Annotated in this window: 16 protein-coding genes; 5 read left to right on the top strand and 11 right to left on the bottom strand. The window is 58.2% G+C overall.

All coding sequences use genetic code 11. The annotated features are described in order from the left end of the window. The first annotated feature begins 107 nt into the window (after positions 1–107). Positions 108–944 carry a peptidoglycan DD-metalloendopeptidase family protein gene (locus GNF76_RS02390; RefSeq protein WP_178123170.1) on the top strand — a complete coding sequence of 279 codons (837 nt, stop codon included), beginning with the start codon at positions 108–110 and terminating at the stop codon, positions 942–944. 105 nt (positions 945–1,049) lie between these two features. Beyond that, positions 1,050–2,057, top strand: a complete 1,008-nt coding sequence (gene rpoS / locus GNF76_RS02385; RefSeq protein ID WP_155581596.1) for an RNA polymerase sigma factor RpoS — start codon at positions 1,050–1,052, stop codon at positions 2,055–2,057. A 227-nt stretch (positions 2,058–2,284) separates the two neighbouring features. Here the strand turns inward: rpoS and GNF76_RS02380 are convergent, their stop codons facing one another. Then, entirely contained in the window at positions 2,285–2,494 is a 210-nt protein-coding gene (locus GNF76_RS02380; protein WP_002554837.1) for a cold-shock protein, read from the bottom strand. 375 nt (positions 2,495–2,869) lie between these two features. Here GNF76_RS02380 and dcd point away from each other — a divergent pair, with 375 nt between their 5' ends. Beyond that, positions 2,870–3,436: a dCTP deaminase gene (gene dcd, locus GNF76_RS02375; RefSeq protein WP_093412595.1), complete on the top strand. Its 567-nt coding sequence runs from the start codon at positions 2,870–2,872 to the stop codon at positions 3,434–3,436. 107 nt (positions 3,437–3,543) lie between these two features. Then, complete coding sequence (locus GNF76_RS02370; RefSeq protein ID WP_155581595.1) at positions 3,544–3,744, top strand: hypothetical protein; 201 nt, start codon at positions 3,544–3,546, stop codon at positions 3,742–3,744. Positions 3,745–3,800: 56 nt separating this feature from the next. Here the strand turns inward: GNF76_RS02370 and GNF76_RS02365 are convergent, their stop codons facing one another. From GNF76_RS02365 to GNF76_RS02335, 7 genes are all read right to left on the bottom strand, one after another. Beyond that, positions 3,801–4,565, bottom strand: coding sequence for an ABC transporter ATP-binding protein (locus GNF76_RS02365; protein WP_155581594.1), 765 nt, complete (start codon positions 4,563–4,565; stop codon positions 3,801–3,803). Between the two features lie 13 nt (positions 4,566–4,578). Then, a complete protein-coding gene (locus GNF76_RS02360; protein ID WP_155581593.1) occupies positions 4,579–5,697 on the bottom strand; it encodes a succinylglutamate desuccinylase/aspartoacylase family protein in 1,119 nt (372 codons plus the stop codon). 9 nt (positions 5,698–5,706) lie between these two features. Further along, complete coding sequence (locus GNF76_RS02355; protein WP_155581592.1) at positions 5,707–6,417, bottom strand: ABC transporter permease; 711 nt, start codon at positions 6,415–6,417, stop codon at positions 5,707–5,709. Continuing rightward, a complete protein-coding gene (locus tag GNF76_RS02350; protein WP_155581591.1) occupies positions 6,414–7,142 on the bottom strand; it encodes an ABC transporter permease in 729 nt (242 codons plus the stop codon). The genes GNF76_RS02355 and GNF76_RS02350 overlap by 4 nt, the downstream gene beginning before the upstream one ends. Positions 7,143–7,199: 57 nt before the next feature. After that, positions 7,200–7,979, bottom strand: coding sequence for a transporter substrate-binding domain-containing protein (locus GNF76_RS02345; RefSeq protein ID WP_155581590.1), 780 nt, complete (start codon positions 7,977–7,979; stop codon positions 7,200–7,202). Positions 7,980–8,242: 263 nt separating this feature from the next. Next, entirely contained in the window at positions 8,243–10,684 is a 2,442-nt protein-coding gene (locus tag GNF76_RS02340) for a penicillin acylase family protein (RefSeq protein WP_155581589.1), read from the bottom strand. 208 nt (positions 10,685–10,892) lie between these two features. Continuing rightward, positions 10,893–11,537 (bottom strand): glutathione binding-like protein, encoded by a 645-nt coding sequence (locus tag GNF76_RS02335; protein WP_155581588.1) that lies wholly within the window; start codon positions 11,535–11,537, stop codon positions 10,893–10,895. 135 nt (positions 11,538–11,672) lie between these two features. On the opposite strand from GNF76_RS02335, the gene GNF76_RS02330 reads away from it, so the two are divergent. After that, positions 11,673–12,224 (top strand): cysteine hydrolase family protein, encoded by a 552-nt coding sequence (locus GNF76_RS02330; protein WP_155581587.1) that lies wholly within the window; start codon positions 11,673–11,675, stop codon positions 12,222–12,224. 73 nt (positions 12,225–12,297) lie between these two features. Here GNF76_RS02330 and GNF76_RS02325 read toward each other — a convergent pair whose 3' ends face one another. From GNF76_RS02325 to GNF76_RS02315, 3 genes are all read right to left on the bottom strand, one after another. Then, positions 12,298–12,498 carry an SEC-C metal-binding domain-containing protein gene (locus GNF76_RS02325; RefSeq protein ID WP_053254769.1) on the bottom strand — a complete coding sequence of 67 codons (201 nt, stop codon included), beginning with the start codon at positions 12,496–12,498 and terminating at the stop codon, positions 12,298–12,300. After that, positions 12,495–12,995, bottom strand: a complete 501-nt coding sequence (locus tag GNF76_RS02320; protein ID WP_155581586.1) for an LEA/WHy family protein — start codon at positions 12,993–12,995, stop codon at positions 12,495–12,497. Before GNF76_RS02320 ends, GNF76_RS02325 begins: the two co-directional genes overlap by 4 nt. Positions 12,996–13,070: 75 nt before the next feature. Next, positions 13,071–13,541, bottom strand: coding sequence for a YchJ family protein (locus GNF76_RS02315; protein ID WP_155581585.1), 471 nt, complete (start codon positions 13,539–13,541; stop codon positions 13,071–13,073). Positions 13,542–13,545: the final 4 nt, after the last annotated feature.

Genomic DNA, 13,545 nt, shown 5'->3' with positions numbered 1-13,545 from the left:
TCTTTAAGGTCGTGTTTTCGGTAAAAGTTCTACTGCCCGTTATACTTGCGACATATTTCAAGCCTGATACAGGCATTCAGTTTCAGCCACCACAAAGGGAGCGGCGGGTGAGTCTCACGGTCATTGCGCAGCGTATGAGTAAAACAAGCATTCAGCGACTGGTGATTGGCCTTGTCTTGGGTTCCTTATTGACGGCTTGTTCCAGCACGCCAAGTGGCGGTGCGCGGGTTGTTGATCGCAATAATGCGGTTCCACAAAAGCCGACGGTCACCACCGGGCAATATGTCGTGCGCAAGGGCGATACGCTGTTCTCGATTGCCTTCCGTTATGGTTGGGATTACAAGGCACTGGCCGCGCGTAACAACATTCCTGTGCCATATACGATACATCCGGGTCAGACCATTCGTTTCGATGGGCGCACCGGTTCAACACCAACTGCAGTCGTCAAGTATTCCGGTTCTTCAGCGTCATCCTCGAGCAAAACCACCATCATCACTCGGCCTGCAGGCACCGCTGCGCCTGCGGTTGCGAGTAAACCGGCACCTGCACCGCTGCCTCCCCCAGGGCCTGCACCGACCGGTTGGGGGTGGCCTTCAAATGGCATTCTTATTGGAAAATTCTCTTCAAACGGTAGTTTGAATAAAGGCATTGATATCGCCGGGGATTTGGGACAGCCTGTTTTAGCTGCGTCTGATGGGACAGTGGTGTACGCCGGGAGTGGTTTACGGGGCTACGGCGAGCTGGTCATCATCAAACACAGCGATACCTACGTCAGTGCTTACGGTCATAACCGCAGGCTGTTGGTTCGGGAGGGGCAGCAGGTCAAAGTCGGACAGACAATTGCCGAAATGGGGTCGACTGGTACAGACCGGGTGAAACTTCACTTTGAGATTCGCCGCCAAGGTAAACCTGTTGATCCACTGCAATTCCTTCCCCGGCGTTGATGTGTTGCCAGCCTGTTCCCTCACGTAGAAGGAACAGGCTCCAGCGTTGCCAAGGATAAAGGCGTCGCTTGAGCTTGAGGTCGAACTCACCAAAGGACTATAACAATGGCTCTCAGTAAAGAAGCGCCGGAGTTTGACATCGACGATGAGGTTCTCCTTATGGAGACCGGCATCGCTATGGATTCGATGTCGAATGATGAGGGATCCGCTACACCTTCAGTTCGTACCAAATCCAAGAACTCCACCGCGTTAAAACAGCACAAATACATTGATTACACGCGGGCGCTTGATGCGACCCAGTTGTATCTCAATGAAATCGGCTTTTCCCCATTACTTACCCCCGAAGAAGAAGTCCATTTTGCGCGCTTGTCGCAAAAAGGCGATCCGGCTGGGCGCAAGCGCATGATTGAAAGTAACTTGCGACTGGTGGTGAAAATCGCCCGACGCTATGTCAATCGTGGGCTGTCGCTGTTGGACCTGATCGAGGAGGGTAACCTCGGCTTGATCCGGGCGGTGGAGAAGTTCGACCCGGAGCGGGGGTTCCGCTTTTCGACCTACGCCACCTGGTGGATTCGTCAGACCATCGAGCGGGCGATCATGAATCAGACCCGCACCATCCGGTTGCCGATCCATGTGGTCAAGGAGCTCAACGTCTACCTGCGGGCGGCGCGTGAGCTGACACAGAAACTCGATCATGAACCTTCGCCTGAAGAAATCGCCAACCTGCTGGAAAAACCGGTAGGTGAGGTCAAGCGCATGCTCGGCCTGAATGAGCGGGTGTCTTCGGTCGATGTCTCGCTGGGTCCGGATTCGGATAAAACCCTGCTGGACACCCTGACTGATGATCGTCCTACGGATCCTTGTGAGCTGTTGCAGGACGATGACCTGTCACAAAGCATTGACCAGTGGCTGTCAGAGCTGACAGACAAGCAGCGTGAGGTGGTAATACGCCGCTTCGGGCTGCGTGGCCATGAAAGCAGCACCCTGGAGGATGTTGGCCTGGAGATCGGCCTGACCCGTGAACGAGTGCGGCAGATCCAGGTGGAGGGCCTCAAGCGCTTGCGGGAGATCCTGGAGAAGAATGGCTTGTCGAGTGAGTCGTTGTTCCAGTAACGACGCAAGACAAAATGTGGGAGCAGGCCTGTGTGGGAGCCGGGCTTGCCCGCGATAGCATCACCTCGGTGTAACTGACAGACCGAGGTGATGCTATCGCGGGCAAGCCCGGCTCCCACATGAGCAAGTCCCACATTTTTTATGCCTGGCATTTGGGTATCCCCAAACGCCAGGCGTAAAAAAGCCCCGCTTTTAAGGGCGGGGCTTTTTGACTGGATCAGTACAAGTTAGATAACTTGAACTTCTTCAGCTTGCATGCCTTTCTGACCGCGGGTAGCGATGAAAGAAACCTGTTGGCCTTCTTTCAGGCTTTTGAAGCCGTCGGATTGGATAGCTTTGAAGTGAACGAACAGGTCGTCACCGGATTGTGGAGTGATGAAGCCGAAGCCTTTTTCATCGTTGAACCACTTAACGGTACCAGTTTGGCGATTAGACATGGTGTATCTCCTTGGACAAAGTTAACTGCGACTCAGGAAAAGCCCTGGCCGAGACTGAGTGCAAAGAGCAGGAAAAATTCTTGGAGATGGTTGGATCGAAATTCAACATCGTGTAGAGATTCTCAGTGACACAAGCAGCACAGTGGCGCCACCTTAACCCTTTTTCCGGGACGTGCCAATGATATTTCCGAAGGTTTCTCTATTTTCGTGACTGGCGGTGGTCTGTAAGGGTTTTGGCCGCCTCAATTCAAGCCTCGCCCCACGGGCTGTGGCCTGACAGCCTGCAAGAAAAACCTGTGGCCCTTTGAACCGCAGGGCTGGCCCCGGTAAGATGCCCAACAGAATTTTTCCACCTCGCTATTCAGGACACCCGCCATGAGCATCAAATCGGACAAGTGGATTCGCCGCATGGCGCAAGAGCACGGCATGATCGAGCCCTTCGTAGAGCGCCAGATGCGCGGCGAAGGCACCGAGCGGCTGATTTCGTTCGGGGTTTCCAGCTACGGTTACGACGTACGTTGCGCCGATGAGTTCAAGGTTTTCACCAATATCAACTCGGCCACCGTTGATCCGAAAAACTTCGATGAAAAAAGCTTCGTCGACGTCAAGAGTGACGTGTGCATCATCCCGCCGAACTCCTTCGCCCTGGCGCGTACCGTCGAGTTCTTCCGCATTCCGCGTAATGTCCTGACCATTTGCCTGGGCAAAAGCACCTACGCGCGCTGCGGCATCATCGTCAACGTGACGCCGCTGGAACCCGAGTGGGAAGGTCACGTAACCCTGGAATTCTCCAACACCACCACCTTGCCGGCGAAGATCTACGCCAACGAAGGCGTGGCACAGATGCTGTTCTTCGAATCCGACGAAGAGTGCGAAGTGTCCTATAAGGACCGTGGCGGCAAGTATCAGGGCCAGCGCGGCGTCACGCTGCCACGTACCTGATCGAAACGTCTTACACGCTAAGGGAATTTGTCAGCGGGCAGACACTCTATTGAGTGTACTGCCCCGGATCGTGCAAAACGCTCCGGGCCACGCTTGAGGAGTCCCCTATGAAGCTCGATCCGCGAATCTGCGCCGAACTTGCCCGGCTTGAACCCAACCAGATTGGTGTCATGGCCTGGTCCTTGATGGCGCATCCGTCCGTCAGCGACGGCGGTATTCCCGGCCAGCCTGACGAAGATTACCCCCAGCCCGCCGAACCCGGCGAGCCAACCCTGCCAGATGAACCACCACCAGCCCCAGTCGCCTGAGCCACCCAGGGCGCTTCTGAGTGCTCGATAAGTAGTGGGCGTGCAGCAAGGGGGCGTTACTTCAGATTGCCACTGAGGAACTGCTGGAGGCGTTCGCTCTTGGGATTTCCCAGTACGTCCTCCGGCGTGCCTTCCTCTTCTACCAGTCCCTTGTGCAAGAACAGCACCTGGCTCGACACCTTGCGGGCGAAGCTCATTTCGTGGGTGACCATGATCATGGTCCGACCTTCCTCCGCCAGGCCCTGAATCACCTTCAAGACTTCGCCTACCAGCTCCGGGTCAAGGGCCGAGGTGGGCTCATCGAACAGCATCACCTCCGGTTCCATCGCCAGCGCCCGGGCAATCGCCACCCGCTGTTGCTGGCCGCCCGAGAGAAACGCGGGGTATTGATCGGCGACGCGCGCCGGTAGACCTACTTTGTCCAGGTAGCGACGGGCACGGTCCTCGGCGTCCTTCTTGCTGCAGCCGAGCACCCGGCGTGGCGCCATGGTGATGTTTTCCAGCACGCTCATGTGGCTCCACAGGTTGAAGTGCTGGAACACCATCGCTAATCGTGTGCGGATGCGCTGTAGCTCGGCCTCATCAGCCACGCGCATACCATGGCGGTCGCTGACCATGCGGATTTGCTGGCCATCCAGGGTCATGGCGCCGTCATCGGGTTGTTCGAGAAAGTTGATGCAGCGCAAAAAGGTGCTTTTGCCCGAGCCGCTGGCGCCGATCAGGCTGATCACATCGCCCGTCTTGGCCTTGAGCGAAACACCTTTGAGCACTTCATTGTCGCCATAACATTTATGCAGGCCTTCAACGGTCAATTTGTACATGGGGCATGCATCCTCAAGGCGAAAGTAGATAACCGCTGCGATAGGCCTCATGGCCTGCGACATGGGCGATGACCATCCCGGCAGTGGCCATGCGACGTACTGAGCGGGCGTAAAGCAGGCCGGCATTGCGGCAATGCACAGGCGTTACGCGGTCGTGAATGGGGTCAATGATTTCGGCGATCAACTGCCCGGCTTCCATGTACTCCCCCGGTAGCACGCAGAACACCAGCAAGCCACCTACGGGCGTGGCCACCGGTTCAACGCCCGCCAAGGGTGTGGCGGGGTAGGACAGTTCCGGCAGCGGTGCAGGCTCACCGGTAATCGCCCCGAAGCGAATCAGGTAATCAATGATCGCCTGGCAGTCGAGGCTCGCCAGGCCGTGGTTGACGTCACCTTGACCGCGTAGCTCGACGGTCACGGAAAAGCTGCCCATGGGAATCGCGAAACGATCGCCGAAACGTTGCTGCAATTGCCACCACACCAGCGTGAAACACTCATCGAAAGACTGCCCACCGGAGTCGGTGGCCAGCAGACTGGCTTCGGCGCCGATATAGCGGGCCAACGACTCGACCTGTGGCCACGCCTCGGGTGTGGTGTACAGGTGGGCCACGGCTTCGAAGTCGCAATGCAGGTCCAGCACCATGTCGGCATCACACGCCAGGCGTTGCAGCACCAGGCGCTGAGATTGCAGCTGAGTGGCGGGTGTTTGTGCAGCCAACGCCAGGGCCAGCGCGTCGCGGATCAGTTCAAGGTTGTGCTGTGGATCTTCCCCCAGCAAGTCTTCGACCTGATTGCCGACCTCTTCACTGAGGTCGACAAACAGCCGATTGAAGTTCTGCCCGCTTTCCAGCTCATAGCGGCCCAGGGGGATGTCCATCAAGACCTGTTCCAGGCCCGCCGGGTTGGCGATCGGCACCAGCACGATTTCACTGCGCAGGCGCCCGGCGGCGGCCAGCTCGGCCAGGCGGGCTTTCAGGTGCCAGGCCACCAGCATGCCGGGCAGTTCGTCGGCGTGCAGCGAGGACTGGATGTAGATCTTGCCTTCGGCCTGTTCGGGGCCGAAGTGAAAGCTGTGGATCTGCCGCGCGGTGCCAGGCACCGGCGCCAGTAAGGGATGAATCTGATGACGCATGGAAGCTCCTTAGTGGCTGGGCCCGAGAAAGGCCAGCCAGCGGCGCTCCGCCAGACGAAACAGACCGACCAGGGCAAAGGTCACGGTCAAGTAGATCAGCGCAGCGATGCCGAATGATTGAAAGGTCATATAGGTGGCCGAGTTGGCGTCCCGGGCGACTTTCAGAATGTCCGGGATCGTTGCGGTAAAGGCCACTGTGGTTGAGTGCAGCATCAGGATCACTTCATTACTGTAGTACGGCAATGAACGGCGCAGTGCCGACGGCATGATCACATAGGCATACAACTTCCACCCGCTCAGACCGTAGGCTTTGGCCGCTTCGACTTCACCGTGGGCCATGCTGCGGATTGCCCCGGCAAAGATCTCGGTGGTGTAGGCGCAGGTGTTGAGGGCGAAGGCCAGGATGGTGCAGTTCATCGCATCGCGAAAAAACGCATCCAGCACCGGTTGTGCCCGAACTGCCGCAATGCTGTAGATCCCGGTGTAGCAAATCAGCAACTGGATATACAGCGGCGTGCCGCGAAACAGGTAGGTATAAAACTGTACTGGCCAGCGCACCCAGCGATTGCGCGAAACCCTGGCGATAGACAAGGGAATCGACACCAGAAACCCGATGAAGATCGAGGCGCTGAGCAACCACATGGTCATGGCCAGGCCGGTGATGTGCTGGCCGTCGCTATAGAGGAAGGGCCGCCAGTATTGCTGGAGAAGTTCGATCATCGCACGGCCTCCCGTACGCCGGTGGAGTAGCGGCGTTCAAGCCTGCGCAAAACGAAGTTGGACGCACTGGTGATCAGCAGGTAGATCAAGGCGGCGAGTACCAGGAAGTAGAACAGTTGATAGGTGCTCTTGCCCGCGTCCTGAGCCGCCTTCACCAAGTCCGCCAGACCGATGATTGACACCAGCGCAGTGGCCTTGAGCATCACCATCCAGTTATTACCGATGCCCGGCAAGGCAAAGCGCATCATCTGCGGGAAGGTCACGTAGCGAAAGCGCTGCCCGCGCTTGAGTCCGTAGGCTGTGGCGGCCTCCAGTTGGCCACGAGGCACGGCGAGGATCGCGCCGCGAAAGGTTTCGGTGAAGTAGGCACCGTAGATAAAACCCAGGGTGATGACCCCGGCGCTGAATGGGTCGATCTCGATGTATTCCCATTCCATGAAGTCGGTAAAGCCGGTCAGCCAGATTTGCAGGCTGTAGAAAATCAGCAGCATCAGCACCAGGTCCGGCACGCCGCGGATCAACGTGGTGTAGAGCTGGGCGGGAATACGCAGGAACGGCAGGCTGGACAATTTGGCGGTGGCGCCGAGCAGGCCCAGTAACACGCTGACGGCCAGGGATGCGACTGACAACTTGACGGTCATCCAGGTGCCTTGCAGCAACAGTGGGCCGAACCCCTTCAGACTGAAGGCACTGAGCCCCAGGGTTTGCAAAAGATCTTCGAACATGAATTCAGGACCTATGACGATAAAAAAGCGCCCATCCGGAAGATGGGCGCCAGTGTGTTATTTACCGCTGTACAGGTTCAGGTCACCGAAGTGTTTCTTCTGGATGGTGGCGTAGGTGCCATCATCGTGTAACGCTTTGATACCTTTATCCAACAAGGCCTTCAGGTCTTTGTTACCTTTTTTGATACCGACTGCAGTTTTGGACGGTAGCAAAGGATCGTCAATGGCCTTGCTGACTTCGTAGTCAGCGCCTGCTGGCGACTTCAAAAAGCCCAGTTCGGCTTGCAGCATGTCCTGCACCGAAGCGTCCAGACGGCCCGAGGTCAGGTCGGCGTAAACCTGGTCCTGGTTGGCGTAGGCCTTGGTGGTGACACCGGCTTTGTCCAGTACGGCCTTGGCGTAGGCTTCCTGGATGGTGCCTTGTTCGTAGCCGACGGATTTGCCCTTGAGGGATTCAGGGGTCGAGTAGCCAGCGCCTTTTTTGAACACCAGGGAGGTAGGGCCGGAGAACAGCTCGTTGGAGAAGTCGATCGCCTTTTCACGGGCTGCGGTGACGGTCATGGAGGAAATCACGCCATCAAACTTGTTGGCGTTGAGGCCTGGAATCATGCCGTCGAAGTCACTTTCCACCCACTTGCACTTGACCTTCAGCTCAGCGCAGATGGCATTGCCCAGGTCGATATCGAAGCCCACCAGGCTGCCGTCGGCGGCTTTGGATTCAAACGGCGCGTAGGACGGGTCGACACCAAAACGCAATTCTTTGTATTCCTTGGCCAACGCGGAACCTGCGGCCATGCACAGAGCCAGTGCAGAAAGGGTCAGCAATGCTTTTTTCATTATGTATTCCCTGGAAACCAAGATAAGCGCTTGTGGCGCGTTTAGGACTGTTACTGAACGGTGTCAGACGTAACCCCGGTAGCAATTTCTGCACCATAGTTCCGGATGGTCGTTTTAAAAGGTGGGATCTGGGAAGGGAGTACGTCAGAAATGCCCGAAATCGGGCGTCGATTGTTGAGTGCGTCATCTTGGGGCGGGCGGAGAAAAAATGTGGGAGCGGGGTTGCTCCCACATTTCGATTCGGTTTCTACAGCGAAACCGTTTTACTTGCCGGGCACCAAGGTCAACCGCGTCTTGCCGTATACCTTGTCAAAGTTCTGCGGTTGCATCGGGAAGCTCAGGTATTGCGCCTTGAGCCAAGGGTCGATGCCGTTTGCGTAGTTCGGGCTGGCAGGGTTGCCGGATTGGCCAATGCCGTTCTGACCCATCATCGGCTCCACTTGGCCGAAGTCGACGATCATCCTTAGAGCAGGAGTTTGGGTCGTGTCGAAACTTTGGCCCCAGTTGTACGGTGAGCTGTTGAGCGTGTTGTGATCCCCGCCCGCCGCCAGTGGCCCGCGGATGGTCTGGCCGTTGGCGTTTTTCCAGGTATAGCTGTGGAGCTTGCCCCACTGCCAGCCCTTGTGGTCCGCGCCCAATTGACTGTCGCCCGCAGTCATCGCGGCGGCAAGGCTACGGGCGAGGATCGCCGGTTTGTCTTCTTTTTGCGCAGTGCGCACGTCATCCCAGAACGGGCTGTCTTCGCGCCCCAGCAAGTGATCGGCCTGGGCCGAATACGACAGGCTGGCGTTGGCGACGAAGGCTTTCCAGGTAGCACTGTTTTCCGGGCCCAACTCGTCGAGGAAGATCTGCTTGGCACTTTCCTGCAGAAACAGCTCATAAATCGCTGCGTCGCTGGACGTGGGGGCCAGGCGCCCATCGAACGCCATCAGGCGATTGAACGCTTCTTGAGCCTTGGCCCGTTCGGCAGCAGGCAGGGCGTCGATGGCCTGTTTCAGTGGCTGGGCCATGCCTGGAGCCTTGAACATCACCTTGAGCTTGGCGGCAAATGTGGTGGTCTGGTCGTACTGCATGGCGATCATGCTGCGGGTGTCGTGCTTGCCGGCACCGGCCAGTTGCGCCAGGCGTTCGCTGCGTTCCGGGGCGTCCCAGGAGTTGGACAGCTGCATGCCGTAGCCCCGTGGGGCGGTGCGTTGGTTGGCGGTGCCGAGCCAGCCTTGGGCCGGGTCCTGGTCGTAGGGGTGCAGCATCGCGTCGGCGTAACCGTCCCAGTCAAAACGCGCATCCCATCCTGGCGATGGCAGCAGGCCTTCGCCTTCGCGGCGGTTGGGAAAGCGGCCGGTGACTTGCCAGCCAATATTGCTGGCGTCGGCGAAGATCATGTTCAGGGCAATGGCGCGGATCTCTCGGGTCGCGTCCGAGGCCTTGCCGGCGTTTTGCGCCCGGGACAGGTCGAAGAACGCATCCAGGCTCTTGTCGTCCTTGAAGTCTGCTGTTTGCAGGGCCACGCCGTAGCCAGTGTTCAGGGATTGGCTGCTGTTGAGCAGGGCACCATGACGGGTTTCGTACACCACCTCGCGAATCGGGCGCTGACCTTTGGCGAAAAAGGTTTCGTTACGCACCACTGCGGGTAGCCATTTTCCGTTGTTTTCGTAGTACAGCGCACTGCCCTGGCGTTTGACCTTTTCCAGGAACAGGTCCTGGGTGTCACCTTTGACCGCACTCATGCTCCAGGCCACTTTGCCGTTGAAGCCGGAAAACAGTGTCGGCAAGCCGGCAATCGAGACGCCGGCGGCCTGGTATTTGGGGGCGCGGATTTGCACGTAGTTCCACGGTGATGGGGCTTGAGGCTTGGCCGACAGGTCATTGGCCAGCAGGCTTTTGCCGCTGCGGCTGCGTTGAGGGCCGACGGCCCAGTTGCTGGAGGTGGTTACGCCGAGGCTATTGAGGGCGCTCACTTGCTGGGTGACGATGTCCAGTGCGGCCAGGCCGGCAATCTGGCTCAGGTTCACACCCTTGAGTTTCTCGGTCTCGCCCAGGGGCAGCGGCTCGTCGGGAGTACTTGGGATCAGCCAGGCGAGTTTGTCGGCGCCGACTTTTTGCGCCAGTACCAGCGATGACAGTTCTTCCTGCAAGTTGGTCGACTCGCTGAAATTCAGCAGGCAGAACAACAGCGCCGAATCTTCCGGCTTCCAGTATTCCGGCTTGTAGCCAGTCTGGGCCAGGTCCGGCGGCAGCTTGTCGCGGTAACGGAACAGGTAAGCGTTGACCCCGCGCGCATAGACTTCAAAGAAGCGCTTGAGACGCGGCGACGAGGCGTTATACAGCTCGCCGGCGCTTTTCTTCAGGTTGACCGCCCGCATGAAGCGGTCGACATCCAGCGCCTGGGGCCCGGACATCTCCGCCAGGCGGCCCTGGGCCAGCAGGCGCAGGGTGACCATCTGGTTGATGCGGTCGCTGGCGTGTACGTAACCGAGGGTGAACAGTGCGTCATGGAAGGTGCTGCTTTCGATCAGCGGCATGCCCTGGCTGTTGCGGCGCACGGAAACGTTTTGTGCCAGGCCCTTGAGCGGCTGCACGCCGGATACCGGGGGCAGGGTGTCCTGGGTGTTCAGTGACTGGCAACCGGCCAGGCCCAAGGCACTGACCACTGCCGCGGCAACGCCGAACCGGGGAAGAAAATGTGAGAGGGCTGGCGAGGCCATGGCAAAGCTCCTGCGGGGGGTAGCGTCAGTAAAGGCGCTACGTTAGTGAGCGCGGCGAAACGACGCAAGCGGGAGGCAGTGCTTATTTGCAGTTTGATCTTGTAGCCGCTGCCGAGGCACGAGGCTGCGATGGGTAGCGAAGCGACCCTCGAGGGCGGTCCTGCGGACACGCATCGCAGCCTCGTGCCTCGGCAGCGGCTACAAAGCATCAGGATTTCGGCGGATTCACTTTTGCCACCAGTTCATAAGCCCTGACCGTCGCCGGCCGTTCCTTGATGTGGTTGAACCAGCGTTGCACATGTGGGAAGTCTTCCAGCTTCTGACTCTGCCACTTGTGGGAAACAATCCACGGGTAAATCGCCATGTCGGCGATGCTGTAGTCCTCACCGGCTACAAACGCGCGGTCGGCCAGGCGCCGATCCAGCACGCCATATAAACGGGCGGTTTCGTCGATGTACCGCTTGATTGCGTAGGGGATTTTTTCCGGTGCGAACTGGCTGAAGTGGTGATTCTGTCCAGCCATCGGCCCCAGTCCACCCATTTGCCAGAACAGCCATTGCAGGACTTCCTGGCGAGTGCGCAGGTCTTTGGGCAGGAACTGGCCGGTTTTTTCCGCCAGGTACAGCAGGATCGCACCGGATTCAAACAGCGAAATCGGAGCGCCGCCGTCGGTCGGGTTTTGATCGACGATGGCCGGGATACGATTGTTAGGCGCGATTTTCAGGAAGTCAGGTTTGAACTGATCGCCCTGGCCAATATTGATGGGGTGCACCTCGTAAGGCAGGCCGGCTTCTTCCAGGAACAACGAAATCTTGTGGCCGTTGGGGGTGGTCCAGTAGTACAGGTCGATCATGAAGCTCTCCAGGGGTGGTAACACTTGAGCGGATAGCAAACAGATGAGTGGGCTGTTTTACTCCCGATGACTTGCCTGTAGGAATAGGTGATGTTCAAGTATCGAAAATTCAATGAAACATTTGGATCTATCGATATGGAAGTTCGAGCCGGAGCAGCGCTGGTCATCATTGATCAGCAAAAAGGTATCCATCATCCCAAGTTGGGGCGGCGTAATAACCCTCATGCTGAGGAACGGATGCGCGCGCTGCTGGCCCATTGGCGCCGCAACGGTTGGCCGGTGATTCACGTTCAGCATTTGTCCCATTCACCGGAGTCGGTGTTCTGGCCTGAGCAGTCGGGGGTGGAGTTTCAGGACGCGTTTGTTCCCCGGGCAGGTGAGAGGCTTATTCAGAAGCGTGTGCCCGATGCGTTCTGCAGTACAGAGTTGGAGACGAGTTTGCGCGATGCCGATATCGGGCAACTCGTGCTGGTGGGGGTGGCGACGAACAACTCGGTGGAGTCCACTGCCCGTACTGCCGGCAACCTGGGATTCGAGACCTGGGTGATTGAGGACGCTTGCTACACCTTTGACAAGGCGGATTTCTTTGGCGAACTGCGTTCCGCCGAGACGGTGCATGCCATGTCCCTGGGTAACCTGCACGGTGAATACGCGACGGTTATCTCGTCCGGGCAACTGTTGGCTTAGCGCAGTTTCTTGGGTTGAACACAGGCCCCGCAGTGGGGGCGGCGAGGGCGCTGACTCCCTCGCCGCCGAGGCATCACGCCCCGTGGCACTTCTTGAATTTTTTCGCGCTGCCGCACGGGCATGGATCGTTGCGGCCCACGTCTTTCAACGTGTTGCGCACTGGCTCCTGGTGAGCGTGGCCGCAGTTCGGGCCGTGGACATGGCCGTGGTCGTGATCATGGTGATCGTGATCGTGGTTGCAGTCAGGACCATGGACATGGGGTTGCTGAGTCATTGATGTCGCTCCGGAATAAAATCGCCGGGGATTATCTCGCCATTACGCAGCACGTGCACGTCGTTACCGATGAATAATCCGGTTTTCAACTCGCCTTCCAGGCGGTAGGGGATGGGCTGGCTGGGATTCTTCAGCATGGCCACGACTTCGCGGACCTGAGGCCACAGGTTGGTTCGTACCGATATCTTGAAAAACTTGTGGCCGCGGGGCGGTACGGTGAGCCATTCGTTGGACTCACCTTCGGTCAGCAACAGGTCGTCCAGGGTGATTTTGTAGATCAGGCCCCGAACCGTCAGGTCCGAGTCGTCGCGGTTATCGACGCGAAAGTACAGCTTGAACTTCTGCTCGAGCAACTTGGCCCGGACCAGCTCGACCTTGACCAACTGCACCTGGGGCTCTGGTGCGTCATCGGCGAACCACGACGCGCAACCGCCAAGCCCGAAGGTGATCACCAGCAGAAGGCTGAAAGTCCTGAATATCCGTGCCTGAGAAACCATGCCGTTACTCCGTGAGAAGTTTCAGCATAGCAAGGGCGAGCCTGCAGGGTATCGACGAAATTTCTGCGAGGCTGTTCAGAGGTAGCTTGAGCAGCACTTCTTGAATTTCTGCCCACTGCCGCACAAGCAAGCATCATTACGTCCAGCCTTTGCTTCCACCGTTGGATCGATGAAGTACCAGCGCCCGTCATTTTGTACGAAGGATGACTGTTCTCTGTGGCTGTGTTCGCCGGTGCTGTCATGCCAGCGGGCGGTAAAGGTGACGAAGGCGTGCTCGGGTTGCCCACCGAATACCTCCGAGCTTTCCACCTCAAGACCCAGCCAAGTGCTTTGGGCACTCCAGGCACTGATGGCCTCCCGGTCCAGGCCGGCCTGTTGCGCAGGCAGTGTCGTGGCCACCAGGTAGTCCACCAGCCCCAATACATAGGCGCTGTAGCGCGAACGCATCAGAGCGCTGGCGCAAGGCGCGGGGTGGCCAGCGTGATAATGACCGCAGCAGGCATCCAGCAGGTTGCCGCTGCCGCATGGGCAAATGGATGTACTCATCGGG

It is taken from the genome of Pseudomonas spelaei (assembly GCF_009724245.1).
GTDB lineage: Bacteria > Pseudomonadota > Gammaproteobacteria > Pseudomonadales > Pseudomonadaceae > Aquipseudomonas > Aquipseudomonas spelaei.
This window is presented reverse-complemented; position numbering and strand designations above follow the sequence as displayed.